The organism is Nonomuraea sp. NPDC050394 (assembly GCF_044459065.1).
Classification (GTDB): domain Bacteria; phylum Actinomycetota; class Actinomycetes; order Streptosporangiales; family Streptosporangiaceae; genus Nonomuraea.
In genome coordinates, this window is sequence record NZ_JBITIO010000003.1 from 631,863 (window position 1) to 658,656 (window position 26,794).

22 protein-coding genes are annotated in these 26,794 nt (G+C 71.8%); 6 read left to right on the top strand and 16 right to left on the bottom strand.

What is annotated here, in order from left to right:
- The 3 genes from ACIBKY_RS15950 (at nt 1) to ACIBKY_RS15960 (ending at nt 6,284) form a co-directional block, all read left to right on the top strand.
- Nucleotides 1–1,386, top strand: a complete 1,386-nt coding sequence (locus ACIBKY_RS15950) for a hypothetical protein (RefSeq protein ID WP_397097392.1) — start codon at nt 1–3, stop codon at nt 1,384–1,386.
- Nucleotides 1,383–4,898: a tetratricopeptide repeat protein gene (locus ACIBKY_RS15955; RefSeq protein ID WP_397097393.1), complete on the top strand. Its 3,516-nt coding sequence runs from the start codon at nt 1,383–1,385 to the stop codon at nt 4,896–4,898. The genes ACIBKY_RS15950 and ACIBKY_RS15955 overlap by 4 nt, the downstream gene beginning before the upstream one ends.
- A 108-nt stretch (nt 4,899–5,006) precedes the next feature.
- Nucleotides 5,007–6,284, top strand: coding sequence for a CehA/McbA family metallohydrolase (locus tag ACIBKY_RS15960; protein WP_397097394.1), 1,278 nt, complete (start codon nt 5,007–5,009; stop codon nt 6,282–6,284).
- Nucleotides 6,285–6,341: 57 nt separating this feature from the next.
- On the opposite strand, the gene glnII is transcribed toward ACIBKY_RS15960, so the two are convergent.
- The 14 genes from glnII to ACIBKY_RS16030 form a co-directional block, all read right to left on the bottom strand.
- Nucleotides 6,342–7,361: a glutamine synthetase gene (gene glnII, locus ACIBKY_RS15965; protein WP_397097395.1), complete on the bottom strand. Its 1,020-nt coding sequence runs from the start codon at nt 7,359–7,361 to the stop codon at nt 6,342–6,344.
- A 22-nt stretch (nt 7,362–7,383) separates the two neighbouring features.
- Complete coding sequence (locus ACIBKY_RS15970) at nt 7,384–9,324, bottom strand: nitrate- and nitrite sensing domain-containing protein (RefSeq protein WP_397097396.1); 1,941 nt, start codon at nt 9,322–9,324, stop codon at nt 7,384–7,386.
- Between the two features lie 33 nt (nt 9,325–9,357).
- Complete coding sequence (locus ACIBKY_RS15975) at nt 9,358–10,602, bottom strand: amidohydrolase family protein (RefSeq protein ID WP_397097397.1); 1,245 nt, start codon at nt 10,600–10,602, stop codon at nt 9,358–9,360.
- Entirely contained in the window at nt 10,590–11,411 is an 822-nt protein-coding gene (locus ACIBKY_RS15980) for an energy-coupling factor transporter transmembrane component T family protein (protein WP_397097398.1), read from the bottom strand. Before ACIBKY_RS15980 ends, ACIBKY_RS15975 begins: the two co-directional genes overlap by 13 nt.
- Before the next feature lie 4 nt (nt 11,412–11,415).
- Nucleotides 11,416–11,994, bottom strand: coding sequence for an ECF transporter S component (locus ACIBKY_RS15985; RefSeq protein WP_397097399.1), 579 nt, complete (start codon nt 11,992–11,994; stop codon nt 11,416–11,418).
- The gene (locus ACIBKY_RS15990) at nt 11,991–13,598 is read right to left on the bottom strand and encodes an ABC transporter ATP-binding protein (protein ID WP_397097400.1); all 1,608 of its coding nucleotides are present in this window, start codon (nt 13,596–13,598) and stop codon (nt 11,991–11,993) included. Before ACIBKY_RS15990 ends, ACIBKY_RS15985 begins: the two co-directional genes overlap by 4 nt.
- A complete protein-coding gene (locus ACIBKY_RS15995; protein ID WP_397097401.1) occupies nt 13,595–14,779 on the bottom strand; it encodes an adenosylhomocysteinase in 1,185 nt (394 codons plus the stop codon). The genes ACIBKY_RS15990 and ACIBKY_RS15995 overlap by 4 nt, the downstream gene beginning before the upstream one ends.
- Entirely contained in the window at nt 14,773–15,108 is a 336-nt protein-coding gene (locus tag ACIBKY_RS16000) for a hypothetical protein (protein ID WP_397097402.1), read from the bottom strand. Before ACIBKY_RS16000 ends, ACIBKY_RS15995 begins: the two co-directional genes overlap by 7 nt.
- Nucleotides 15,109–15,143: 35 nt before the next feature.
- Entirely contained in the window at nt 15,144–16,493 is a 1,350-nt protein-coding gene (locus tag ACIBKY_RS16005) for a cytochrome P450 (RefSeq protein ID WP_397097403.1), read from the bottom strand.
- A 63-nt stretch (nt 16,494–16,556) separates the two neighbouring features.
- A complete protein-coding gene (locus ACIBKY_RS16010) occupies nt 16,557–16,994 on the bottom strand; it encodes a hypothetical protein (protein WP_397097404.1) in 438 nt (145 codons plus the stop codon).
- A gap of 31 nt (nt 16,995–17,025) precedes the next feature.
- On the bottom strand, nt 17,026–18,504 hold the full coding sequence (locus tag ACIBKY_RS16015) for an MFS transporter (protein WP_397097405.1): 1,479 nt from the start codon (nt 18,502–18,504) through the stop codon (nt 17,026–17,028).
- 63 nt (nt 18,505–18,567) lie between these two features.
- Entirely contained in the window at nt 18,568–21,363 is a 2,796-nt protein-coding gene (locus tag ACIBKY_RS16020) for an AAA family ATPase (RefSeq protein ID WP_397097406.1), read from the bottom strand.
- Between the two features lie 10 nt (nt 21,364–21,373).
- The gene (locus ACIBKY_RS16025; protein ID WP_397097407.1) at nt 21,374–22,051 is read right to left on the bottom strand and encodes a hypothetical protein; all 678 of its coding nucleotides are present in this window, start codon (nt 22,049–22,051) and stop codon (nt 21,374–21,376) included.
- Nucleotides 22,052–22,179: 128 nt separating this feature from the next.
- Complete coding sequence (locus ACIBKY_RS16030) at nt 22,180–22,560, bottom strand: hypothetical protein (RefSeq protein ID WP_397097408.1); 381 nt, start codon at nt 22,558–22,560, stop codon at nt 22,180–22,182.
- Between the two features lie 131 nt (nt 22,561–22,691).
- Between ACIBKY_RS16030 and ACIBKY_RS16035 the strand changes: the two genes are divergently transcribed.
- Nucleotides 22,692–22,958, top strand: a complete 267-nt coding sequence (locus tag ACIBKY_RS16035) for a carboxymuconolactone decarboxylase family protein (protein ID WP_379618851.1) — start codon at nt 22,692–22,694, stop codon at nt 22,956–22,958.
- Between the two features lie 93 nt (nt 22,959–23,051).
- Nucleotides 23,052–24,275 carry a lipopolysaccharide biosynthesis protein gene (locus ACIBKY_RS16040; RefSeq protein ID WP_397097409.1) on the top strand — a complete coding sequence of 408 codons (1,224 nt, stop codon included), beginning with the start codon at nt 23,052–23,054 and terminating at the stop codon, nt 24,273–24,275.
- Here ACIBKY_RS16040 and ACIBKY_RS16045 read toward each other — a convergent pair.
- Entirely contained in the window at nt 24,259–24,717 is a 459-nt protein-coding gene (locus tag ACIBKY_RS16045) for a flavodoxin (RefSeq protein WP_397097410.1), read from the bottom strand. The two genes, ACIBKY_RS16040 and ACIBKY_RS16045, sit on opposite strands and share 17 nt — an antisense overlap.
- Nucleotides 24,714–25,892, bottom strand: coding sequence for a PQQ-dependent sugar dehydrogenase (locus ACIBKY_RS16050; protein WP_397097411.1), 1,179 nt, complete (start codon nt 25,890–25,892; stop codon nt 24,714–24,716). The genes ACIBKY_RS16045 and ACIBKY_RS16050 overlap by 4 nt, the downstream gene beginning before the upstream one ends.
- A 53-nt stretch (nt 25,893–25,945) precedes the next feature.
- Between ACIBKY_RS16050 and ACIBKY_RS16055 the strand changes: the two genes are divergently transcribed.
- On the top strand, nt 25,946–26,695 hold the full coding sequence (locus tag ACIBKY_RS16055; protein ID WP_397097412.1) for an SDR family NAD(P)-dependent oxidoreductase: 750 nt from the start codon (nt 25,946–25,948) through the stop codon (nt 26,693–26,695).
- The last annotated feature ends 99 nt before the right edge of the window (nt 26,696–26,794 follow it).

Below are 26,794 nucleotides of genomic sequence, written 5' to 3' on the forward strand. Positions count from 1 at the left end.
GTGGACGGCAAGCTCATCCTGATGATCAGGCTCGACTGCCTGCTGGCCGACCTGGACCGGATCAGCGGCGCGGTGACCGACGCGATCCGCAAGCGCGAGCACATGCGCGAGGTGATGGACGCGCTCCAGGAGGCCGAGAACGCCGTCGGCGAGCTCGCCAGCAACGCCGCCCCGATCAAGCAGGAACTGGCCAGGCCGGGCAAGGGACGGCTCGGCGACCTCGGCAACCGGCCGCTGACGACCAGCATCACCGACCTGGACGGCCACATCCGGGCGGTCGAGGACGGCGTCGCCAGGATCCGCGAGACGATCGAGCCGCTCAGCGACCGGATGGTGGAGCTGGAGAAGCAGACCGTGCTGGAGGAGGACCTGCGGGCCGCCACCGGGAACCTGCGCTTCGAGGCGGAGAAACTGCGCGACCGGCTCGACTCCGACGGCGCCGACCTGCCCGAGTTGTGGCGCGGGTACGCCGAGTTCGTCAAGAAGGAGGCCGAGCCGGTCTACGACAACTACGTCGAGTTCGTCGCGGGCCTGGCCATGCGCGACAGCGCCGTGGAGGACAGCGTGTGCACGGTGACCGACCACCTGCTCACCCGGATGCTCGGCCCGCACCAGGCTCTGTCCCTGCCCTCGCGGACACCGGCCTTCAGCATGCGCGCGGTCATCAAGCTCGGCTTCCCCGACTGGAACATCTGGGGCGTCCCGCTGGCGGCCAGGGAGGCGGGGGCCAGCGTCGTCAAGCACGCCGCCGACAAGGCCAGGATGCTCAACGAACTGCTCGCCCGGCCGCCGACGCCGTACGCGGCCCGGCTGGCCGAGGACGCGCTGGCCGCCTTCATGCTGGGCCCCGCCTACGCCCGCGCCATGTTCACCTTCCGCCTGCATCCGAGCGCGCCCTCGGCCTCGAACCTGCCGCCGGACACCCTCAGAGCGCAGATGATCCTGTCCATGCTGCGGCTGGCCGGCCCCGCCGACGGCCAGGACGCCTTCGCCGAGGAGGTGGACCAGCTCGAGGACTTCTGGACGGACCTGCTGCGGCAGCTCGGCGTCCCCCCGGAACCCGTCCTCGATCCGGACTTCTGCCGTCACCTCCACACCGCCCTGCACCGGGACCGCTTGCGCGGCTTTTCCGCCAGGAACTGGGCTGACGTGCAAACATGTGCCGACCACCTCCTCCTCGGGGACACCCTGCCGCCCCTGACCCCCGTCGACCGGGTGGTGATCCTCCTCAACGCGGGCTGGGTGGCCAGGCATCGGGACCCCCTCCACACGAACGTGATCGCCGGCCGGCTCATGCACCACCTCAAGCACGACGGCACGGGCCGCTCCCCGGATGCCAGGAGCGGCGGCCGCCCGCTCACCACCCGAACCCCCAGGGGAACATGATGACGTCACACCACGTGGCGATGGCCGAGCTCTGGCGTAACCGCCGGCGCGCCGACCTGGTCCCCGACACCGGCGACCTGTCGCAGCAGGTGGGCTGGCTGCTGGCCGGCCTGTGGCTGGAGCACTCCGGCGGCCTGGCCGAGCGCGCCGCCGCCCTGGAGGACACGCTGCACGCCGCGCTCAAGGCCCGCTCCGCGCACTGGCACACGGAGCTGAACGGCCTGCTCGGGCTCGTGCTGATCGCCCGCGGCATGCTGGCGCGCGAGTCCGGCGACCACGCGGCCTCCGGCGACCTGTTCGCCAGGGCGCTGAAGCTCTCGCCGCCGTCGTTCTCACCACCTCTGTACGCCTTGGCGATGCTGCACACCGGCCGCCGCGAGGAGGCGGCGCGGATCGTGGCCGAGGGGGGCGACGCCGAGAGCCCCTACACCGCCTACGCACAAGTGCTCCTGGCCGAGACCGGCGACCCGTATGCCGCGCTCGACCTCGCCGACCGCGCCTGCGCCCGGTGGGAGGGCGACGTCAGGCTGTCCAGGCTCCGGCTCGGCCTGGCCGAGCGGCTGGGCAAGCTCACCTCCGCGGCCTGGCGCGACCTGGGCGGCGCGCTGCTGGCGGCCGACCGCCACGAGGAGGCGATCGAGGCGCTGCTGCGGGCCGACCGCGACGACCCGGACATCCCGGAGTGGCTGTCCATCGCCTTCCAGAGCATCGGCGACGACGAGAGCGCGGCCGACGCGGCGACCGAGGCCGCCCGCCGCCGGCCGGGCGCGGCGCTTCACCTGGACGCCGCCGACGCCTGCGCCAGGGCGCGCCGCCGTCCCCAGGCGCGCGAGCACGTGGACGCCGCACTCGGCGCCGAGGACGACCACGTCGTCCGCTTCGCCGCCGCCCAGATCCTGCTCGGCACCGGCGACATGGACCGGGCGCTGGACCTGGTCCGCGCCATCCGGGCCGACCTGCCCGACGACCCCAGGGCGCTGATCGTGGAGGGCATCGCGCTGTTCGGCGTCGGCCGGGTGCGGGAGGCCGAGCTGACCCTCGGCACGGCGGCCTCGCTCATGCCCGACGAGCCGGTCGTGCTGCGTCACCTGGCCGTCGCCCGCCTCGATCTGGGCCTGCTGGAGGAGGCCGCGCCGCTGCTCGACCACGCCCTGGAACTGGACCCGGACGACGGCTGGATGCTGGCCGTACGCGGCGACCTGCGCAGGCGGCTGATGGACCTGCCCGGCGCCAGGCGGGACCTCGACCGGGCCGCGAGCGTGGGCTTCGAGAACGCGTGGACCCTGCGCGCGCAGGCCCAGGTCGCCGAGGCCGACGACCCGGCGCAGGCGCTGCGGCTGCTGGACCGCTCGCTGGAGCTGGACCCGGAGGACGCCGCCGCGCACGCCGCCCGCGGCAAGATCCTGCACGGGCTGAAACGTGTCCCGGAGGCCGACGCCGCCTTCCGCAGGGCACTGGAGATCGACCCGCTCGACCCGCGGGCGCTGACGAAGCTGACCGAGTTCTGGCTGCCGGAGCTCCCCGTCGCCGACGTCACCGACCTCAGGGAGTCGGTCGAGCAGGCCATCGAGCGCACCCCCGACGACATCCCGCTGCGCTGGGCCTACAGCGAGATCCTCAGCGTGCAGGAGCAGGCGAAGGACGCCCGCGACGTGGCCAGGCACATCACCCGCATGCAGCCGCGCGACGCCGAGGACCACCGCCTGCTGGGCCTGGCCTACAGCAGGCTGGAGGAGCGCGAGGCGGCGGTGGCCGCCTTCCGCGCGGGCATCGAACTCGCGCCCGGCTACGCCGACCTCCACGCCCACCTCGGCGTCGAGCTGGGGCTGGCCGACCGGCGCGAGGAAGCCGAGCGCGAGCTGGCCAAGGCCGTCGAGCTCAACGAGGACTATCCGTTCGCGCGGGCCAGGCTCGGCAACGCACTGCTGGCGCTGGGCCGCTTCGAGGAGGCCGAGCCGCACCTGCGCAGGGCGATCGAGCTGTGGCCAGGGGCCTCGGACCCGCTGCTCGACCTGGCCGAGGTGCTGCGCATGACGCGCCGCCCCGAGGAGGGCCTGGAGCTGGCCGAGCAGGCCGTACGGCTGCAGCCGTCCGCCTTCGCGATCGGCTCGCGGGGCCAGCTCTACTACACACTCCAGCGGCTGTCCGAGGCCAGAGCCGACCTGGAACGCGCGATCGAGATCGACCCGGAGCTGTCGTGGGCGCGCGGCACGCTGGCCGAGGTCTACCGCATGACCGGCGACCTGGACGACGCCATCGCCCACGCCACCCGGGCCATCCCCCAGTCCGACGACAGCAGGTGGCTGCTGTCGGTACGCGGCGCCGCCAAGTTCGCCCAGGGCCGCTACGCGGAGGCGGAGACCGACCTGCGCGAGGCGGCGGAACTGCGCCACCCGGCCGAGCCGGTCGACCTGCTGGCCCTGGTCATGCTCCGCAACACCCTGCAACGCCTGGGCAGGGGCGAGGAGGCGGTGCGGCTGCTGCGCGGCCACGCCATGACCGGCACCGTGGTCAGCAGGGAGGCCGATCCCCAGGTGGTCGTGCACTACTCCGAGGCGCTGCAGTACGACGGCCGCCTGGACGAGGCCAGGGAGGTGCTCAACCAGGCGGTCCGGGTCTGGCCCGAAGACCCGGAGATCCATTCGGCGCAGGCCTGGCTGGAGGCGGCCACGGGGCGCTACGAGGCCGCGCTGGAGGCCGCGGGCCGGGCGGTGGAGCTGGCGCCGGGCAACGCCGAGCGGCTCTACGTGCTCGGCTCCATCCAGCGCACCGCCAGGGACCCGCTGTCGGCCATCAGAAACCTCACCCGGGCGGTGGAGCTGGAGCCCGACGCCGCCTGGATCTGGGCGGAGCTGTCGATCACGCTGTCGTACGTGGCCGCGTGGGACCTGGCGATCGAGGCTGGCCTGGAGGCGACCGCGCCCGGCCGGCAGGTGACCGCCTACTGCGAGGAGATGCTGGCCTGGGCCTACCGCTACCGGGAGACGCCCGACCTGGACGCGGCGCTGGCCGCCTACGACCGGGCGCTGGCGCTGGACGCGGGCTCCACCGGGGCGCTGGCGGGACAGGGTGACACGCTCTTCTCGCTGGGCGAGCGGGAGCGGGCGGCCGCGTGCTACGAGGCGGTGCTCGACGCGCTCAGCCCGTACGATCCCGACCACCTGTCGACCAGGGGGTGGTGCCTGTACCGGCTGGGCCGTTACCAGGAGTCGCTTGACTACTACCAGCAGTATCAGGCGGTCAAGCCGGACCGGCCGGGCTTCCTGCTGTTCGACCTGGGGCTGCTGGCCTGGGCCGAGGGCGACGACGAGGCGGCGAGGACGGCGTACGACCATGCCCTGGAGCAGGCGTTCCAGGAGGCGCCGCCGCGTACCCGCGGGCTGATCGAGGTGGCGATCCGGGACCTGGAGTCGGACCGGCGCGGCAACCCGGAAACGCAGCGTGCGCTGATTGCCCACCTTCATGGGAAACGCGCGGATCTGCCCAAATACGAACCACCACCCCGGCTCTAGATCCTTCTACCTCGGAGTAAGAAAGCCACTCCGCCGGGAATGGGCGGGCTTTCCGGCGAGTCAGGGTCGTGGCACGATAACGGCGCCTTCGATTACGGGGAGAAGCCGATGCGTGACGATCTGACACTACTCGCCGCCCAGCAGACCCTCCGCCTGCGCGCCGGCTTCCCATGCCGGTGGAGCGTCTGGACGGCCGACGGCCGGGGCTGGTACCCGCACGGCACCTCACCGGCCAGGGACATCGACGGCCTGCCGTACTTCCACGGCGACGACGTCGTGCTGGAGGTGCCGTCGAGCCGGCTCACCGTCAGGGCGGCGCGCGGAATGGAGTACGGCCACGCCGAGACCACGCTCACCCCCGGCGCGGGCGAGACGCTGGTGGAGCTGGCCCCGCCGCGCATCTACGACGCCGCCGCCCGCGGCTGGTACGGCGGCGACCTGCACGTAAGGCTCAACCGCCCGCCCCAGTGGGTGGCCGACTCACAACACGGCGAGGACCTGCACGTCGTCAACCTGCTCGCGGGCGACGGCGACACCGAAGACCTCTGGGCCGGCCGCAACCTGCCCTGGTCGGACGCCACCCACGTGGCCCGGGTGGGGCTGGCGCAGGACGCGCCGAGCGTCCCGTCGGGCTCGGTGGACAAGCTGCGCGAGCGGGGCGCGCTGATCGGGTACGCCAACGCCTTCCGCGGCCCGGTCGAGACGCCGGAGCAGTTGTTCGACGGCGGCTACCCGATCTACGACGCCCGCATGTCCGTCGTGGACGCGGCACTGGGGCTGGTCGACAGCTTCTCCTCGGCGATCGGCTCCGACCGGGCCTACCGGCGGCTGATCGGGGCCGGCAACCGGGTGGCCGCGGTCGCCGGCACCGCGGGACGCCTCGGCCCGATCGGGGGCGAGCGCACCTACGCCCACGTGGACGGCCCGCTCACCGCCGAGTCCTACGCCCACGCGGTACGGCACAGCCGTACCTTCGCCACGACGGGCCCTTTCCTGGAGCTGTCGGTGGAGGGCGAGCGTCCGGGCGCCACGATCGATCTGCAGGCGGGCACCCGGGTGCGGGCGGTGGCGCGGGTGATCGGCCCCGGCGTGCAGCGGGTGCGGCTGCTGACCGCCGACGGCGAACTGGCCTCGGGCCCGCCGAACGAGGTGTCGGCCGAGTTACGCGTGGACTGGCCGACGTACGTGGTGGCGGTGGCGGAGGGCGGCGGCCTGGTGCGGGCGCATTCGAGCCCGGTCTACCTGGACGTGGAGCGCCGCAGGGTGGCGAGAGAAGAGGACGTGACGTTCTGCCTGCGCTGGCTGGACCTGCTGGAGGAACTCGTCAAGGACAGGGGCGGGCTGGTGGCGGAGGCCCGCAGGGTCTACCAGTCGCGCCTGACGTGAAAAGGAGGAACGCGGGTCCCGATCGGGGGTGCCCGCGTTCCTCCGGAGAGCGTGCCGTCAGACCTGGCCGGCCTTCTCCAGGGCGGCGCAGCAGGTGTTGACCAGCAGACGGGTCACCACGTACGGGTCGACGTTGGCGTTGGGGCGGCGGTCCTCGATGTAGCCCTTGCGGTCCTTCTCGACCTGCCACGGGATGCGCACAGAGGCACCGCGGTTGGAGACGCCGTAGGAGTACTTGTTCCACGGGGCGGTCTCGTGCGCGCCGGTCAGGCGGGACTCGATGTCGGCGCCGTACTGGCGGACGTGCTCGACCGGCTTGTCGCCCTCGCCGAGCGCCTCGCAGGCGGTGATGATGGCGTCGTAGCCCTCGCGCATGGCCTTGGTGGAGAAGTTGGTGTGCGCGCCGGCGCCGTTCCAGTCGCCGCGGGCGGGCTTGGCGTCGAGGGTGGCCTCCACGCCGAACTCCTCGGCGGTGCGGTAGAGCAGGTAGCGGGCGACCCACAGGTGGTCGGCGACCTCGAGCGGGCTCGCCGGGCCAACCTGGAACTCCCACTGTCCCGGCATGACCTCGGCGTTGATGCCGGAGATCTTCAGGCCGGCGACGAGGCAGCGGTCGAGGTGGAGCTCGACGATCTCGCGGCCGAAGACGGCCTCGGCGCCCACGCCGCAGTAGTAGTGGCCCTGGGGCGCGGGAAAGCCGCCCTCGGGGAAGCCGAGCGGGCGCGAGCCCTTGAAGAAGGTGTACTCCTGCTCGATGCCGAACCACGACTCCTGGTCGGCGAACTGCTCGGCGATCGGACGCAGGAGGGCGCGGGTGTTGCTCCGGTGGGCCTCGCCGTCGATCTCCTCGACCTCACACAGGACCAGTACGTTGTCACCGCCGCGGATCGGGTCCGGGCAGGTGAACACGGGGCGGAGCACCCGGTCGGAAGCGTGGCCCTCGGCCTGGTTGGTGCTGGAGCCGTCGAAACCCCACACCGGCGGCTCTGCGCCGTCGGCAAGGATCTTGGTCTTGGCGCGGAGCAGAGCCGTGGGCTCGGTGCCGTCGATCCAGATGTACTCAGCCTTGTAGCTCACGGAGGTCCTTTCGGGGTTTTACTCAGCCACGCCGAGGCTGCCAGGCTGCCGTTTCCCGGTTTTTGCCCGAATGTGAACGCCGTGTTAATCCGGAGACGATGAGCGACTGTGGAAGCAGGACGACTGCGGTGATACCTCCGTAAGCCGACTTGCTGAGGGTGACCTTGATGGCGTGGCGGCGGGCGAGGAGCCCGACCACGAGCAGGCCGAGCCGTTCGCTGTCGGCCAGGTCGAACTCCGGCGGGTCGGCCAGCCGGGAGTTGACCTCCTCGCGGATGGTGTCGGGCAGGCCGAGCCCGCGGTCCTCCACCTCGATGGCGAAGCCCCTGCCGACGACCTGCCCGTACACCTGGACGGTGGTGGTCGGCGGGGAGAAGGCGGTGGCGTTGGCGACCAGTTCGGTCAGCAGGTGCGTGACGTCGGTGGCGGCGGCGCCGTCGAGGAAGGCGTCGGGGATGGGCGGGGCGTTCACCCTGGTGTAGGCCTCGACCTCGGAGATGGCGTCGCGCACCACGTCGGCCAGCGGGACCGGGTCGCCGTTGGCGGGTCCCGGCGAGCCGCCCGACAGGATGAGCAGGCCCTCGGACTGGCGGCGCATGCGGGTGGTGAGCCGGTCGAGCGTGAACAGGTCCTGGAGCGTCTCCGGCTCGGTGATCTGCCGCCTGATCACGTCGAGCTGGACGAGCTGGCGGTGCACCAGCGCCTGGTTGCGCCGGGCCATGTTGCGGAAGACGCGGCCCAGGCCCTTGCGCAGCGCGGCCTGGCCGACGGCCGCCTCGACCGCGGTGCGGCGCACTCCGGCGAAGGCGTGGGCGACGTCGCGGATCTCCTGGGTGGCGCCGTCGGTGGGGATGGGCGGTGCCTCGACGTCGACGTCCACGTCCTCGCCGCCGCGCAGCCTCTCCACCACGCGCGGCAGCCGTTCGTCGGCCAGTTCCGCGGCGGCGTCGCGCAGGGTGTCGAGCTCGGTGGCCAGGCGGCGGCCGAGGCGGGCCGACCACATGACGGCCGCGATGATGGAGACCAGGCCGAGGAAGCCCACCACGACGATCCGCACGACGATCTCGCCGGCGGCGGCCTCGGCGCGCGCGTTCAGCAGTTCCGAGCGGCTGACCAGCAGCCGGTCGAGGGTGGCGCCGAAGCTGTCGGCGGCGGCCTGCCAGGAGTTGCGCACGCGCGGCAGCCGCGCGGTCTCGATGATCTCGCGCTCGATCTCGGAGATCCTCTGGTGCTCGGGAGAGGCCATCAACAGGTCGTACGGCGCGCGTAACTCGGCTTCCAGGGCGGCCACGCCATCTTCGAGCAGAAGTCTCCTGTTGGGTGAGAGCACCTCGACCGCCTCGTACTCCTCCCTGGTGATCCGCCCGGCCAGCGTCGCCCCGGAGATCAGCGCGTCCTCGCGCGACATGAGGTCGCGGGCGTGGGCGATGCGCTGAAGCCCGGCGGCCTGCTGGTAGAGCTTGATGTCGGGCACGGTGACGGCCTGGTCGTAGAGGCGGTAGACCTCGTCGGTGGCCTCGCCGTAGGCCTGGACGACCGACAGGCGGCTGGTGGTGCGGTCGTCGACCTCCCTGCGCACCGCGTCGAGGCCGCCGATCTTGCGCAGCACGGCGTCGATGGCGTTGCGCAGCTCGGGCGTGGTGATGGTCTGCGCCTCCTCGGAGGCCGACAGCGTGCGGAACGCGGCCGCCGCCGCGTTGGTGCGCTTGCGCGCGGAGACGAGCAGGCTGCCGTCGGGCGGCGGCGAGGACAGGAACATCGCCGCCGACTTGCGCTCATGCTGCAGCTCGGTGACCAGCGCCGCCGCGGGGGCGCTGATCTTCTCGAACGCGGTGGTGGCCCGGCGCAGCTCGAAGAAGTCTCCGACCACGTGACCGGCGACGAAGGTCCACAGTGCGACGAGCGCCACGATCGGCAGGCTGAGGAGGGAGTACAGCTTGAAGCGCAGGCTCTGCGATGCCATCGTCCCGGGACGCTAGCACCTGCTCGGACGCCCCTAAAGGGCCCAAAGTTTCGTGCCGCCCACAACTGTGGCCACGCACCGTCCAGAACCGTGCTCCACCAGGCCGGCGTAGGGGTCGCGGAGGTCGCGGAGCTCGATGTCGAAGACGGCGAAGTCGGCGCGCGCGCCCGGCCGCAGGACGCCGATCTCGTCCCGCATGCCGAGGGCGTGGGCGCCGCCGAGTGTCGCGGCCTCGATGAGCCGCCGGTCGAGGTCGGGGTGGTGGTAGCCCTGCCGTACGGCGAGGTGCTTGAGCGCGGCGACGTCGGCGAGCAGGTCGAGTGACGGCGAGGACGACAGGGAGTCGGTGCCGACGGCGATGGGGTTGCCCTCGCGCAGCAGCGCGGCCACGTCGGGGCCGTCGAGCCCGAGGGTGCGGTTGGAGCGGGGGCACAGCGCGATCGCGGTGCCGCGCTCGCGCAGCAGCGCGCGGTCGTCGGGGCCGAGGTGGACGCCGTGGGCGAGGTGGCAGTCCGGGCCGAGTACCCCGAGGCTGTCGAGGTAGGCGGCCGGCGCCAGGCCCGAGCCGCCCTCCAGCAGCGCGAACGGCGCGGACCACTGGCGCACCAGCTCGGCCAGCGGCCCGGTGCCTGCCATCGTGTACTCGCGTTCGTGCGCGGACTCGGCCAGGTGGATGTGGATGCGGGTGCCGCGCTCGCGGGCGAGCAGGGCGGCGTCGGCGAGCACGCCGGTGTCGAGCGTGTAGGGCGAGTGCGGCGAGATGCCCGCGCGGCGCCCGCCGAGCGTCTTGAGGAAGCGCTCGCGCCCGTCCTCGTGCCAGCTCGCGTCGGTGTCGCCGATGATCTCCAGGTACGCCAGGCCGCCCAGCGGCGTGTCCACGAACGCCTCCGGATCGGTCACGATGTCGGCCGCGGCGGTGGTTCCCGAGCGCAGGCACTGCCAGGCGCCCTCGGCCGCGGCGGCGGCCCAGTCCCAGGCGCCGGTCCTGAGCGCGGGGTCCCAGCTGCCCTCGCCGCCCTTGAAGTAGGCCTGGTTGAAGACTTCGGACCAGTGCTCGAAGGAGTCGTAGACGCGCCGCCCGACCTCGGCCATGCAGGTGTACTGCAGGTGCGTGTGGGCGTTGACCAGCCCGGCGACCAGGACGCCCGGCCAGCGCACCTCGGCCCTGCCCCGCCCGACCTCGACGACGCGGCCGTGCTCGACCGTGACCGTGCCGTCCACGATGGGCGGGCCGGCCATGGTGAGGACGAGCGGCGCGCCGTGGACTACGGGACCCATACGACGTCCGTGCCGATGATCTTGTACGCCAGCAGTGCCAGCGCGAAGGCGGCGAACGCGCCGAGGAGCAGGTAGTCGGCCCGGTCGAAGGCCAGCTCGCGCATCCATGTGCGGTGCTTGGCGCCGAAGCCGCGCAGGTCCATGGCGTTCGAGGTGTCCTCCGCGTCGATGAGCGAGTTCACGGTCAGGGGGATCACGACCGGTTTGAGGGATATTAGCCGCTTTATCGGATTATTCGTGCGCGGGTGGGTGTAGCCGCGTACCCGCTGCGCGTCGATGATCTGCTGCATGGTCGCCGCCGTGGACGGCAGGAACCGGAACGTCAGGTCCACCCCGAACGCCAGTCGCTGCGAGACCCGCAACCGGGCGAAGCTGACCCCGAGGTCGCCCGGCGCGATGCAGAACGCCACGGGAAAGCCCACCATCGCCATCGCCACGAACCTGATCAGAAGCGTCAGCGAGTACGACAGCGTCGCCAGGCTGACCGGATTCCCGGTGACCGGCATGTCGAACAACGGCGGCGCCTGCTTGGTCGCCTCGATCTGCAGGGCGTCGGTGAAGACGCTGTTGACCAGCACGGTCAGCGTCATCAGCGTCAGGACGAGAGCCCAGTTGGCCCTGACCGCGTGCCACGGGATGCCCGCCGCACGGTAGTAGGCCAGGGCCACGAGGGCGCAGAGCAGCATGAGACGCAGGTCGCTCACGCGCGCCACCGCCACGAGGAAGCAGACCGGGACCAGCAGGAGCACGCGCGGGTCCCGCCGGCCCAGGAAGGACTCGCCTCCCAGATACCGTGGCGTGACGTCCACGCGGTTACCTGCCCATGCGCTTGGAGATCGGTTCCCAGATCGCGTCGAGCGCGGGCACCAGAATGAGGGCGACCAGCGTGTTGCTGAGCAGCAGCGGGCCGAACGCGAAGGAGGCCCAGCCGCCGAAGGTGAGGTCCTGCAGCCACATGTCGGTGAAGGTCGTGGCGAACCCGATGAGCATCGAGATCCACGCGATGGCGCCCACCAGGACCAGGCGCAGCATCTCCTTGGAGGCGCCGGCGCGCGCCACGAGCAGGGCGAACAGGATGCCGGCCAGCAGTCCGGTCAGCGCGTTGGCCAGGCTCCAGTTCCAGTAGAACAGCGCGCCGTAGCCCTTGATCTGGTCGATGACCATGTTGCCGACCAGGCCGGTGAAGAATCCGGCGATCGGGCCGAACCGCATGCCGATGAACGGCACGAGCGCGAAGGCGGGGCGGATGTCGACGTTCTGGGTGCCGGGAATGGTGAAGCTGATCAGGCCCAGCACCGCGTACAGGGCGGCGCCGACGGCGGCGAAGACGACCACGCGGGAGTTGATCTCCCACAGCGAGGTGCGGACGGGTAAGGCGTCGGGGGATGTCATGGCAGGTGAGTCCTTCCAGATCTGGCCAGCTCGAACGGGTGCGGTATCGCTCCTTTCCCGGGTAGCAGGTCGCGGATGGCGCGGACCAGGCTGGTCTCGCGCAGGCCGCTGCCGGTCCACAACCGCTCGTCGTGGGCCAGCTCGGCCGGTGAGGCGTCGGCGACGACGCGGCCGCCGTCCACGATGACGATGCGGTCGGCGCGGGTGATCGCCAGGTCCACGTCGTGGGTGATGAAGTAGACGCTCTGCATGCCGGCGAGCACGCGGTCCATGAACGTGGTCGTGGTGCGCAGGTCCTGCCCGGCGGTCGGCTCGTCGAGCACGAGCGTCCTGGGGCGCATGGCCAGCGCGAGCGCCACGGTCAGGCGGCGCTGCTGGCCGTGCGAGAGCGTGTGCGGCGGGCGGGACATGATGCCGGGCTCGCGGTCGAGCAGCATGGTGGCCAGTGCCTCGCGGGAGACCTCGGCGATCTGCTCGGGGTTCTGCCCGAGGTTGCGGGGGCCGAAGGCCAGTTCCTCCTCCACGGTGGCGGAGAAGAGCGCCTGGCCGGGGTTCTGGAAGACGTAGCCGAAGGTCGTGGCGAGGCTGAGCGTGTCGCGTTCGCCGACGGGCTCGCCGTCCACGAGGATCTCGCCGCCGGTGGGTTCGAGCAGGCGTACGGCGGCGCGCAGCAGGGTCGACTTGCCGGCGCCGTTGCGGCCGAGGATGGCGACCCGTTCGTCGGCCTTCAGGTCGAGGTCGGTGTCGTGCAGGACGGTGCGGGAGCCGTACCCGAGCGAGACGTTCTTGTAGGCGAGGCGGGAGGGGCCGGTGCGGGCCGGGCGGGCCGGCTCGGGAAGGCTGGGCAGTTCGGCGGCGCGGGCCACGAGGGTCTCGAAGGGGAGTTTGACGTGCGCCACCGGTGCCTGACGCAGGAATCCCGAAATGTCGCCCGAGTAGCGGGTACGGCCCTCCTCCATGTAGAGCGCCTTGGCCGGGCCGAACTCCAGCAGTTCCTCCACCCGGTGCTCCACCACCACGGCCGCGCCGCCGTCGTCGACGAAGCGGCGTAACGCGCCCAGCAGGCGGCGGCCGGCGTCGGGGTCCAGGTTGGCCAGCGGCTCGTCCACGACCACGACGTCCGGGCGCATCACCAGCACGCCCGCGAACGCCACCATCTGCAGCTCGCCGCCGCTCAGCTCGTGGGTGGGCCGGGCCAGCAGGCGGGCGATGCCGACGCGGTCGGCCACCTCGTCGATCCTGGCGCGGATCTCGGCGCGGGGCAGGCCGAGGTTCTCCGGGCCGAAGGCCAGTTCGGTGGCGACCGTGGTGCCGACGATCTGCTTGGCGGGGTCCTGCAGCAGCGTGCCGACCACGGTGGAGAGCTGCCGGATCGACTGCTCCAGCGCGGACCGGCCGCCGATCTCCACCCGCCCGGTGACCTCGGCGCGGTAGGCGTGCGGCACCAGCCCGTTGAGCAGCCGCAGCAGCGTGCTCTTGCCACACCCTGACGGCCCGGCGACCAGCACGAAGTCGCCGCGCTCCACGGCCAGGTCCACGCCGTGCAGGACGCGCTGCCCGGTCGAGCGGTACCGGACGGTGGCGTCGCGGACGTCGACGATCACAGTCCACGGTCCAGGAACGCGCGCTGCCGATCGGTCGCCCGGTCAAGCCGTACGCCCAGCGCGTCCAGTTTCAGCCTGGCCACCCGCTCGTCCAGTTCGTCGGGCAGCGGGTGCACGCCCGGGGGCAGGCGCCGCCCGAGCAAGTGACCGACGGCCAGCGCCTGCAGCGACAGGGACAGGTCCATGATCTCGATCGGGTTGCCCTCGGCGGCGGCGCAGTTGACGCACTCGCCCTCGGCCAGCAGGTACCAGCCGCCATGGTCGGTGACGCCGGGGCGTACCGGGCGGCCGCCCGGCGGCCGTTCCACCTCGTCCTCCACTCCCCCGGCCACCGCCACGAAGGCGCCCGGCTTCAGCGCGGCGAGGTGCCCGGACGTGACCGTGCCGGCGACGCCGGTGGCGCTGAACAGCAGGTCCGCCTCCGGGCAGGCGTCGATCAGGGGCAGCACGCGCAGGCCGTCGTGGTGGGCGCGCAGCGCGGCGAACGGGCCCACCTCGCTGACCACGACCTGCGCGCCCAAGGCCGCGGCGTAGCGGGCCACGCCCTGGCCGACGTGCCCGTATCCGGCGATCACGCAGGTCAGCCCGTCGAGCTCCAGCCCGCTGAGGTCCAGCGCGGCCATGACGCACGACTGCCCGGTGCCGTGCACGTTGTCGAACAGGACCTTGCTGCGGGCGTCGTTGACCGCGAGGACCGGCACCCGCAAGCTGCCGTCTGCGGCCATGACGCGCAACGGCCGCAGGCCGCTCGTGGTCTCCTCCGCGGCGCCCCTGAGCGGGCCGAGCCGGTCCTCGGCGTGGGCCAGCCTGATCACCCGGGAGCCGTCGTCGACCAGAGCGTCGAGCCCGGCGTCGAGCATCCGGCGGGCCAGGTCGTCGTCCTGGGCGCGCGTCGTGCCGGACCTGGCCAGCACCGGGACGCCCGCGCGCACCAGCGCGGCGGCCACGTCGTCGGAGGTCTCCCTGCCGGGGCAGTGCACGATCACCTCGGCCCCGGCCTCACGCAGCGCGAGGGCCAGATTCGCGGTCTTGGGCTCCAGGACGAGCACCAGGCCGACCCGCCAGCCGTCCAGGTCGAGCTCGCCCGACAGCGCGCCGAGCACGGGCATGAAGCGCCGCGCCCACGCGATCCGGTCGGCTCCGCCGGGCCAGAGCCCCGGATCGGCGATCTCGGTCAGCACGGGACGCTCACGACATAGACATCGGCGTCGCCGCCGCCCAGGTTGACGCGGTCCACGTCCTGCCTGGCCGGTGTCATGCCGAGGACGCCGCAGCGTACGCTGCCCACGACCACGGCGCCGGGCTTCAGCGCGACGGCCTGCACGCCCTCGCCGAAGATGAGGTCGGCCTCTTCGACGGGGCTGCCGGGGTGGGCGCCCATCGCGCGCAGCCGCGTGGCCAGGCCCGGCGGCGCGTCGCCGACGATCGCCACGCGTTTGCCGGCCATGAGCAGATTCGTACGGCGCAGGACGGCCTGGATGAGCCCCTGCGCGCTGAGGAGCCGGGTCAAGGGCGTCCTTCCGATCTTCGCGGGATCCGATTGAATTAGACCACTTTGTACAGTCTCATCGGAATCCCATCGCGCGGCCGGAGTGTCACCGTCGCCTCCGCCCGCACCTCCGTGCCCGCCTCCATCTCCAGCCGGAAGTCCCGCACCAGCATGGCGATGATCAGGGTCGCCTCCATCACCGCGAACCCCGCCCCCACGCAGATCCGCCGCCCGGCGCCGAAGGGCAGGTAGCTGAAGCGGCGCGGCGCCGCCCCCGGCAGGAACCGCTCCGGGTCGAACCGGTCCGGATCCGGCCAGGCGCCCGGGTCCCGGTGGGCCAGGTAGACCGGGATGACCACGTTCGTGCCCGCGGGCACCGGCAGATCGCCGAGGTGGTCGTCGGCCACCGCCGTACGCACGATCGACCAGGCCGGCGGATAGAGGCGTAAGGCCTCCTGGAAGGCGGCGGCGGTGTAGACGAGCCGGTCGGCGTCCTCGGCGGTCGGCACCCGGCCGTCGAGCACCTCGGCCACCTCGGCCTCGACGCGGGCGCGCGCCTCGGGGTGCAGGGCGAGCAGGTGCCAGAACCAGGCCAGGCCGTTGGCGGTGGTCTCGTGCCCGGCCAGCAGGAAGGTCATCACCTCGTCGCGGACCTGTCTGCGGTCCATGGGCGCCGCGAGCAGCAGGCCGAGCAGGTCGTCGGTGCCGCCGGGGTGCGCCGCGACGACCGCCTCCACCACCTCGTCGGTGGTGGTCAGGACGTCGTGCAGGCCCCGGATGCCGGGGATCCACTTGGGCGCCCGCCGTACGACGGCGTGGGCGGCGTCCACCAGCCACGGCGGCGTGCGGAAGAGCAACTGCAGGCGGGTCGCGCGCACGCCCGCGCGCAGCCCGGAGGTGAGGACGGGCCCCAGCCGCGCGGCCTGCTCCGACAGGCCGGAGCCGAACAGCGCCCGGCCGACCACGTCGAGCGTGAGCCGGTTCATGGCGGTGGCGGCGTCCACACGGGCGCCGTCCGGCAGTTGCTCCCATTCCTTGGCGAAGTCCGCGACGGCCTCGGTCATGTGCTCGGCGAAGCGGCCCAGGTGGCGCTTGGCGAACATCGGCTGGATGAGCCGCCGCTGGGCGGCCCACCGCTCGCCCTCGCTGGTCAGCAGGCCGTCGCCGGTGACGACGGCGAGCAGCCGGTACTGCGCGGACTTGGCGTAGAGGTGCTGGTGGGTGACGAAGACGCGCTCGACGTGCTCGGGCGCCCACACGACGACGTAGCCGCCGCGCCGGCTCGTGCGCACCTGTACGGCTCCCGCCGACCGATCGGCGATCATGTCGAAGCGATCGAGCACATCCTGGAAGGTGTAAAGCGCCCGCAACCGGTTCCGCAGGCTGATCCGCACGACCTCCGGCATCCCACACCCCACTATTAGCTGATAAGTCCAATTAGTGGGGTGCCGGGTGGTCCGGTCAAGACGTCAGGGCACTTCGCGCAGCAGGCCCCGGCCGTCCACCTGCACCTTCGCGTTCGGCCCGCCCTCGCCGCACTCGGGCCCGTTGGGGAAGCGGCCACGCGGCATCACCCGGACATCCCGCTCCACCACCGGCTTTCCCGAGGCGTCGGTCAGCTTCAGCGAGACCTCGGCCGGCTCCTTGCGCAGCCCTTCCACGTCGCCGAAGCCGAACCGGCCGCCCCGGTCGGCCCGGAAGAGCTCCAGCCTGGCCGGCCGGCACGTCCCCGCCTGGCACACCTCCATCTCGGCCGCCGCCACCCGGTCGGAGATCGGCGGCGCCACGTCCACCTGGATGCCCACGGGCGTACCGATGAGCGTGCAGATCCGGTCGCTCTGGCAGGCGGCGAGCGGGAGGGCGGCGAGAAGCACGCACACGCCCTTCAGCGGGAGAAGGCGGTTCATATCCTGACGACGGCCCGCTCCCACGACCGGTTCACGGCTCCTCGCTCTTGAGCCGCCGCGCCCTGGCCTCGATCGCGCTCAGCGGCTCGGCGATGGTCTCCAGCGCGGCGCGCTCGGCCTTCACCCCGAAGCGCAGTTCCACCAGGCCCGCGAAGATCATCATCCCGGCGGCGAACAGGTAGCCGTAGAACAGCCGGGTCGGCTCCGGGTGGGCCTGGTCGCCGATGAGCGCGCCGAAGATGGCCGGGCCGAAGGAGCCCACGATCTGGCCCATCGCGAAGAACAGCGAGATCGCCTGCGCCCGCATCTCGATCGGGAAGATCTCGCTGACCGTCAGGTACGCCGAACTGGCCGCCGCCGAGGCGATGAAGAAGATGACCGACCACATGAGCGTCTGCGTGGTCGCGGTCAGCACGCCGCGCTCGAACAACCACCCGGTGAAGGCCAGCAGCGACCCCGAGACGATGTAGGTGCCGGCGATCATCTGCCGGCGCCCCACGGTGTCGAACAACCGGCCGAGCACGATCGGGCCGAGCAGGTTGCCGAGGGCGAAGGCGAACATGTACTTGGGCACCTCGCCCGCCTCGACGTCGTAGAAGTGGGTGAGCACCAGCGCGTACGTGAAGAAGATCGCGTTGTAGAGGAACGACTGGCAGATCATCAGCGTGGCGCTCAGGAACGAGCGTCCCGGGTAGGTGCGAAAGAGCGTCCTGGCCACTTCGACCAGCGGCAACCGCTTGCGCGGCACCACCTCGATGGCCGCGCTCTCCGGCACCGGCTCCAGGACGAGCTTGTCCTCCCTCTCCACCTCCTTCTCGATCGCGGCGACCACCCGCTCCGCCTCGTCCTCGCGGCCGTGGGTCATCAGCCAGCGCGGGCTCTCCGGCAGGTGCCTGCGCAGGCCCCAGATGAGGATGCCCAGCACCGGGCCGATGAGGAAGCCGAGCCGCCACGCCCAGTCGGGGTCGAGCGGGCCCGACGGGTTGAGCAGGAAGAAGGTCGCCGAGGTGGCCAGCAGCGCGCCGAGCCAGTAGGTGCCGTTGATGGCCAGGTCCACGTGGCCCCGGTACTTGGAGGGGATCATCTCGTCGATCGCCGAGTTGACCGCGGCGTACTCGCCGCCGATGCCGGTGCCGGCGACGAAGCGCAGCACGAGGAAGCTGCCGAGGTCCCAGGAGAAGGCGGTCAGGCCGCTGGCGATCAAGTAGACGGCCAGCGTGAGGATGAACAGCCTGCGCCTGCCCATCCGGTCGGACAACCATCCGAAGAACAGCGCGCCGACGACCTGGCCGATGAGGTACACGGTCGCCGACAGGCCCACCTGTGCCGAGGTCAGGCCCAGCGTGTCGGAGCGCTGCAGAAACGCGGCGACGTTGCTGACGATCGTGATCTCCAGCCCGTCCAGCGTCCATGCGACGCCGAGCGCGATCACCAGCCGGGTGTGGAACGGCGACCAGGGCAGGCGGTCCATGCGCGCGGGCACCAGGCTGCGGATGATTCCAGGACCCATATCACTCCTTGCTCAGGCCAGTTTCACCCTAAGCAATGAAGCGACCACATTACGTGATTGGCGTCACCCTTCTCCGGCAGCTCGTCCGCCGTCGTAGCCGAGCAGGCGCATCGCCGTGTCGGGGTCCATGGCGGCGGCCAGGAGCTGGGCGCGGGCATGGGCCCGGTCGCGCTCGCCCTCCGCCCTGGCGCGGGCGGCGCGCAGCCCCCTGACGGCCATGACCGCCAGGCAGGCGCCCACGATCAGCGCCACCACGACCACGAACAGGATCACCAGCAGTCCCGGTGAGGCCAGCTCGGTGGTGGGTCCCGACCGGGTGACCACCAGAGCGCCCAGCACCGCCACCGTGACCAGCCCGGCCAGGCTGCCGACCGCGATCAGCACCGCCCGGCCGAGCCCCGGCCGGACGCGCTCGTTGACGGGCGCGACGGGCCGCCGCGGGTGTGGTTGCGGTGGGCGGACCTGATGGGGGTGCGGGTGTTGCGGCCGGACCTGCTGCGGGGGTATCCAGGCCACGAACTCCGGCTGCGCCGTACCCCCGGCAGCCGGTACGGCAGGCCCGCCGGAACCAGGCCTGCCCCATGAGGGCACGACCCCAGGATGGACGGGCGGGGTCGGGTTCCGGAGTGGCACGGCCGGCCCGGTGACGGGCTGGTGATCCATGACCTCTTCCGCCACCAAGCGGGGCAGTGCCCGCCCGACCCGGCCGTGCTCGCGGTGCGCCCTGGCCGCCTCCCGGTGGTAGTCCTCCAGCTCGGCGTGGAGCTCGTCCGAGGCGTACACGGTCCCGTCGACCAACGGCCCGGCCCGCCCCTCGATGATCGCCACCACGTCGTCCCCGTTGAGCGTGCGGTGTGTCTCCAGCGCGTGGGCGACGCTCAGCACCTGCCGCCGGTGCTCCCGCAGCAGCCGCCCGGTCTTCTCCAGCAGCCGCACGAGGGCGGACTCGATCCGCTCCCCCGGCACGTCCGGCATCTGCCCGTTCTGCCCGGGGTGTGGCGTCGACGCGCCGCCCATGATCTCCAGTTCCCGCAGCGCGGGCAGCGAGGTGACCCCGGAGCCCATCCCCCAGCAGGATTCCATGAGCGCGGTCAGGAACGTGGCCGTGCGCAGGTCGCCGGAGACCCCCGAGGAGCTGTCCTCGGCGAAGAACATCCGCTCCCCCGCCAGCGAGGCGAGGCAGACCATGATGTCCGCCTCGTACTCCGACTTCCACCGGGTGAACCGGTCCTCCGGCCCGATCGAGGCGACCATGCCGAGGTGGCCGGCGCCCTTCTCGATCGTGGCGATGTCGATCTCCAGGTGGGAGCGGGTGTGGTGGGCCACCACGGCGTGGCAGGCCTCGTGGACGGCGACGGCGTGCCGTTCGCGCTCGATGTACGCGACGTCCTCCGGCGCCCCGAGCCGCTTGAGCCGCCGGGCCCGCAGCACGTCGGCCCAGGTGATGACCTCGCGGCCGTCGCGGATGGCGGTGATGAGCGACTCGTTGACCAGGTCCTTGATCGTGGCGCCGGTGGCGTGGGGCGTGATCGTGGCCAGCTTGCCGACCTGCCCGGGGGTCAGCTCGTGCCGGACCTTGTCGAAGTAGCCCTGGTAGGTGCGCACCCGCCCGGCCTTGGACGGGTGGCCGACCTTGTAGACGCGGTCGATGCGGCCGGGCCGTAACAGCGCCTCGTCGAGCGCGTCGGGGCGGCTGGTGGCCATCATGACGAGGATGCGGTACCTGGGTGGTGGCTTGGGCCGCATGCCCAGCACGCGGCGTACCTGCCGGTTGAAGAGGCCGCGCGGCTTCTTCAGGCCGGACAGCTCGGTGAGCAGCGCCCGCAGGGTGCCGGAGCCGTGGGCGGGGTCCGGTTCGGGGCGGCGCGCCCGGAAGGCGAGGACGGAGCGGGTCTCCTCCGACAGGTAGTTCAGGCCGTGGCAGCCGCTGTGGCACTGCCGGGCCGGGCGCTCGCGCCTGCCGAGGGAGTCGGCCCCGTCGAAGAAGACGATCACGCCGCCGTGGCGCAGGGCGAGCTTGCGCAGCTTCCCGAAGAGCGCCTTCACCTTGAGGCTGCCCACGAACGTGCCGGTGAAGGCGCCGGGATCCACCAGCACGTACGGCTTGCCGCTCTCCCCGGCCACCGCCTCGGCCATCAGCGTCTTGCCGGTGCCCGGCGGCCCCCAGAGCAGCAGCCCGCCGGGCACGTAGCCGCCGCGTTCCTCGATGGCGCCGGGCTTGTCCAGCAAGACCAGGTCCTCCCTGACCCGCTCGACCACGTGGTCTTGCCCCCACACGTCGGAGAAGCGGGTCTTGACCTCGCCGGGCAGGTACGTCTCCACGCCGCCGCGCGACAGGAACCAGAACGACCCGGCGACCAGGACGGCGAGCACGAAGATCGGGAAGACGACCTGCGGCGCCTGCCCGACCAGCGCCGGAGCCCTGAACGGGGCGACGAACGGGCTGACGTCCAGCACCGCCCCGAGCACCAGCGCGACCAGCGACACCCAGAAGGCGATCTTGACGGCCCTGGCGGCGCGGAAGCGGGTCCAGTCGCCGAAGTGGCGGTGCGACCAGCGTTCCGAGGCGCCGAAGACCTTCTGGCTCCAGAATCGGTGGTAGCCGGAGGAACGCTCGCCGGCCAGGAGGTGCGCCTGCCGTACCGTCTCGGCGGCCAGGAGCCAGAGGATCCACGGATGGGCCCGGCCGACGTACCGCATGGCCTCCCCGAACGAGATGATCCCCTCGAAGTCCGCCATCGTCTTCCAGGTCAGGATGAGGAAGGCGGCGAGCAGCCCGATCAGGAACGTGCCGCGATCCCGGAGCCGCATCGTCTTCCGGGTGGCGCGCAGGCCCCCGTGGGGCGTGGTCGTGGTCACTGGAGCTCACTCATCCGGGCAGCCGGAGCAGCTTGAAGGATCGCGCGATCTGGTCGATCTCGCCGCCGCGCTCCCTGAAGCAGAGCGAGCGGCAGCTGACGATCAGCACCGAGACCGTGGAGCCCCTCTCGTCGAGGATCGCGGTCTGGTCGAAGGTCTGGACGTCGGGCCCGATCTGGTAGTTGAAGCGGAGCCGCACGCCCCTGGCGCCGCCGTCCAGGGTCAGGACCCGGTCGAGCAGCGGCTCGAACCTGACGTAGAGCGGCATCTGCCCGTTGCCGAGCCGGTCGGTGACGTACGCGGTCCTGGCCGGCTCCGTCACCGGGAAGACGAAGTCGCGCAGCCCGTCGAGCGAGACCCGGTCGCGCTCGCGAACGGTGAGCTGGTGGACGGCGGAGTACACGAACGGGTCGCCGGAGCTGAGCAGGTGCTGGAGGGTCGGCGCGCCCGCCCGGTCGAAGGCGGTGGACCACACCCGCTCCTTGCGCAGCCTGGCGGCCTCGGAGTCGGGGTGGAGCCTGCTCAGGTAGAGCTCGATGGGGTAGGCGTCGAGCTGGGCGAAGGAGGAGGGGACCTTGAAATAGGTCGTGCCGCCCTTGTCGCGTACGTAGTGGAAGGCCGGCTGGCCGCAGGCCGATGCCAGGAGAGCCGCGATCATGACCGCGGCCCAGGTCCGTACCGTTATCACCGGGGCTTACCTCCGCTTAACGGACCAACGGTGTAGTTGTGCCCTTTTTCATGCGGAATGAGCGCCATGCCCGGTGACAAATCTTGACCAAATCTTGGCCGTACCTTGGTTTTACTTGTTACGGAAGCCTACGGGTATTCCTTGACCGGGATCTGCACGGTGACCGTACCCGCCTCCTGGAACTGGAAGGTCGCAGGAACCCACGAGCCCACCCGCGCCTCCAGCCCGGTGGCGGTGGCGATCGCCCTGTCCCCGCCGACCGGCTCGGCGGGCGGCAACTCGATCGGGGCCGGCAGGGCGAGCTTCCCGGAGGTGATCGTGAGCTGGACGAGCCGGTCGGCCCGCGCGCCGGAGTTGATCAGCACGGCGTGCAGCGAACCGCCTTTCAGCAGGTAGGCGTTGCGCACGTGCACGCCGCGCTGGCTGGCGTTCCCGCCGTCGTTGCGGGGCAGCGCCGCGCCCGGCGCCTCTCCCTGATCGGCCCCGCAGGCCGTGACGAAGAGCAACACGGCGGCGAGTAGACCTAAGGCACGCATGCCTTCACGGTCACTCCGCCGCAACGTTCCCGCAACCCCCATTGGTCCATCTCCGGAAGTAGCGAAAGATATAAGGATCACCCGGGATAGGGAGTGCGGTTTGTATGGCAGAGATGACGTTCGCCGATCTGTGGTCACGAGACGCGCTCTCTTTCCGAGAACGCCGGCTCCTGCTGCTCGGCCTGCTCGTCGGCCAGGGCGGCCTGGACGAGGAACTGCTGATCCAGCTGGACGCGGCGGTGCGGGCCAGAGAGCTGAGCGTGGAGGAGTTGCGGGAGGTCGTCGCCTTCCTCACCCACTACGCCGGCTGGACACGCGGCGCCCGTCTCAACGCCCAGGTGGAGGATCTCATCGATCAAATTTCCGGCTGAATTCCCCTCCTTGGCAAATGCAGACGATCTCCCGACTTCACGGAAAACCACGCCACATAATCCGCGACGGTAGTGGTCCATAGGATCTGCCCCATGGGCCGCGCGCTGAGAACGACCATCCGCGCGGCCTTTCCGATGATGGCCGCCGAGGCCGTGAAGACGGCGCTCGGCATCGTCGCGGGCGCCGCCCTGGCCCGCGCCCTCCAGCCGGAGGGCCGGGGCCTCTACGCGGCGATCGTCAGCATCGCCACGACCGCCGTCCTCATCGGGCACTGGTCGCTGAACACCTCGCAGATCGCCTTCTGGCCGCACCGGGTGCTGCGGGCACGGCTGGCGGGCAACGCCGTCGTCATCGGCTTCGGCATGGGCACGATCACCGCCCTGCTCGCCTTCGCCGCGGCCGCCGCCTGCGATCCGCGCACCGCCACGCCCGCGCTGGCGATCGCGCTGGCCTCGGTCCCGTTCACCGTCTGCTGGCTCAACCTGCGCGGCGTCCTGCTCCTGCGCGGCCGCACCCGGCTGGTCAACCAGGCGCAACTGGCCTCCGGGTTCGCGCAGTACCTCCCGATCCTGGCGCTGGCCGCCTTCGACCTGCTCACGCTCACCGCCGTCGTCGCGTGCTGGGCGGCGGCCAGCGTACCGGCCGTGCTGCGCTTCACCGGCGCGCTCGGGGCGCGGGCACTGCGCCCCGCCAGGGCCCTGGCCGTCCGCCAGCTCGCCCTGTCCGGCCGCTACCACCTCGGCCTCGTCGCCTTCCACCTGCTGCCCGCGGCCGACACGCTGCTGCTCGGGTTCCTGCACTCGCCCCGCGAGGCGGGCTTCTACACCGTCGCGGCCGGGGTCCTGATGCTGGTGAAGATCCCGACCGAGGCGGTGGCCCACGTGTGCCTGCCGGGCCAGGCGGGTGGCACCGACTCCGGCTCGCGCGCCGTCACCACCCACATGCTCACGCTCAACCTGGTCATCTCGCTGGGGTGCGTCGCGCTGATCGCCGCCGGTGCCGCGTGCGCGCTGCCTTTCGTGTACGGCCCGCCGTACGCCGCGAGCGTGGCCCCGCTCCTCGCCCTCGCGCCCGCGGCCGTCATGGCGGCGCTCATCAAACCCGTCGAGCAGCACCTGGCCCGGCTGGCCACGCCCCGCCCGATGACCATGATCACGCTGTCTGCCCTGGCGCTCAACCTCGGCCTGGACACCGCGCTGATCCCCGCCTGGGGCGCGACGGGCGCGGGCGTGGCCTCCAGCATCACGCACGCGGTGACGGCGGCCCTGATGATCGCCTGGTTCGTCAGGTCGCCGGAGGTCAGGCGGCCGGGCTGATGACGGCGGCCAGGGTCGCGCCCAGCTCCCAGCAGGCTTCCAGGTCGGCCTTGGCGGGGCGGCCCGTGACGGTGACCGGCGCGGCGGCGCGCTCCCAGCCCAGCCCGCCCGCGATCGACTCCACCGCGCGCACCGCTCCGGTGGTGTCGTTGTCGCCGTGTACCCACAGCCCGTACGGCAGCCGCCGCGTCTCGGCCAGGCACGGGTAGTAGACGGTGTCCAGGAAGTGCTTGAGCGCGCCCGACATGTAGCCGATGTTGGCGCTCGTCCCCATGAGCAGCCCGTCGGCGGCCAGCAGGTCGGCCGCCGTGGCGCCCAGGGCCGGTTCCGTCACCACCTCGACGCCCTCGACCTCGTCCGTGGTCGCGCCCTTGAGCACCTGCTCGAACAGCTCGTGCGTGACCGGTGAGACCGTGTGGTGCACGATCAGCAGGCGGCTCACGACGCCGCCTCGATCTTGTAGACGGGTCCCTGGAGGCTGAGCGCGTACAGCTCCCCGTCGGCCGCCTGCCCGAACGACGACAACTGCTCGACCGTGCCCACGTCCACGACGTCTTCCAGCTCGTCGGCCTGCGCCGCCTTCACCCATCCCGCGCAGAAGTCCCCGTACAGGAACCGTCCCCGCAGCCACGGGATCTTTTCTCCCCGGTAGACGAACCCGGCGATGACCGAGCAGTTGCCGCCCTCGCCCAGTGGATAGGTGATCACCGGATCGGTGAGCTCCTTCCCCTTGCCGCCGTTGAACGGCCGGTCGCCTTCGCGCAGGTTCCACCCGTAGTTCTCGCCGCCCTCGGAACCGGCCGGCTGGAAGTCGACCTCCTCCCAGGCGTTCTGGCCGACGTCCCCGATCCAGAGGTCGCCGCTCTCCCGGTCGAAGGTGAACCGCCAGGGATTGCGCAGCCCGTAGGCCCAGATCTCCGGCTTCGCGCCTTCCTTCCCGGTGAAGGGGTTGTCCTCCGGCACCTTGTACGGCGTGCCGCGCGGGTCGATGCGCAGGATCTTGCCCAGCCACGTGCCGAGATCCTGACCGTTCCCCTCCGGGTCGCCGCCGCTGCCCCCGTCGCCCAGCGCGATGTACAGATACCCGTCAGGACCGAACGCCAGCTGCCCGCCGTTGTGGTTGGCGAACGGCTGGTCCTGCCGCAGAACGTCCCGGCGCCCCGTGGCCTCGTTCCCGTCGAAGGCCCACTCGGTCACGTGGGTGTGGCCGTTGCTGTCGGTCCAGTTCAGGTACAGCCATCGGCCACTCGGATGGAAGGCCACCCCGAGCAGCCCTTGCTCGTTGCCGGTGCTGACCTCGCCGGACAGGTCGAGCACGGTCGCGCCGTCCAGCGTGCGCAGCTTGCCGCCCTGCTCGGCGACGTAGACGCGCTCGTCGTCCTTGCGTACGGCGAAGGCCACGGGCTTGTCCATCGAGGCCACCTCGGTGAACACCAGCTTGCCCGGCTTATCCGGCTTATCCGGCGCCTCGGAAGGCGTCGTGGCCGATGGCGTGGTGGCCGATGGCGCGGCGGCCGGGGCCGAGGGCGTACCGGCCACGGGAGCGGAAGGTGCGCAGGCGAGCGCCGTCACGGTGAGCACCACGACGGCCAGCGGCGCGAGAAGAGCCGATCGCACCCCCCGATCCTCTCACGCCACCCGCGCACTCGACGGCGGGCTAATCTGCGAACATGCCTACCGCACTGATCACGGGCGCGACCGCCGGCCTCGGCGCCGCCTTCGCCCGCCGCCTGGCCGCCGACGGTTTCACGCTGGTCCTCGTCGCCCGCGACGAACAGCGCCTGGCCGAGAGCGCCGAGCAGCTCAAGCTCCGGTACGGCGGCGCCGTCGAGACCCTGCCCGCCGACCTGTCCACCGAGGACGGTCTCACCGCGGTCGAGTCCCGCGTCCGCGACGGCGTGGACCTCCTGGTGAACAACGCCGGCTTCGCCCACCCGGACACGTTCCTGCGGACCCCGGTCGAGGACGAGCAGCGCATGCTGAAGGTGCACTGCGAGGCCGTCCTGCGCCTGACGCTGGCCGCGTTGCCCGGCATGAAGTCCCGGGGCCGCGGCGCCGTCATCAACGTCGCCTCGGTGGCCGCCTTCTTCACCCGCGGCACCTACAGCGCCTCGAAGGCCTGGGTGGTCAACTTCAGCACGGCCGCCGCGGTCGAAGTGGGCCATCCCCGGGTGAAGATCATGGCCCTGTGCCCGGGGCTCGTCCGGACCGAGTTCCACGAGCGCGCCGGCATGGACACCTCCGGCCTGCCCGGCTTCCTCTGGCTGAAGGCCGACAACGTGGTCGCCGAAGCCATGCGCGACCTGGCCCTGGGCCGCGTGATCAGCATCCCGGACCTGCGCTACAAGGCGATCGTCGCGGTGGGCAGGCTCGTCCCCCGCAACCTGGCCGCCCAGATCTCCACCAAGGTCGGCCGCTGACGCCGGCAGGACAGGCGGAAGCCCCCGTCCTCCTGCGGGAGGGCGGGGGCTTCCGGTCAGGCGAGGGTGATCAGCGCAGAGGGTGCTCAGCGCAGAGGG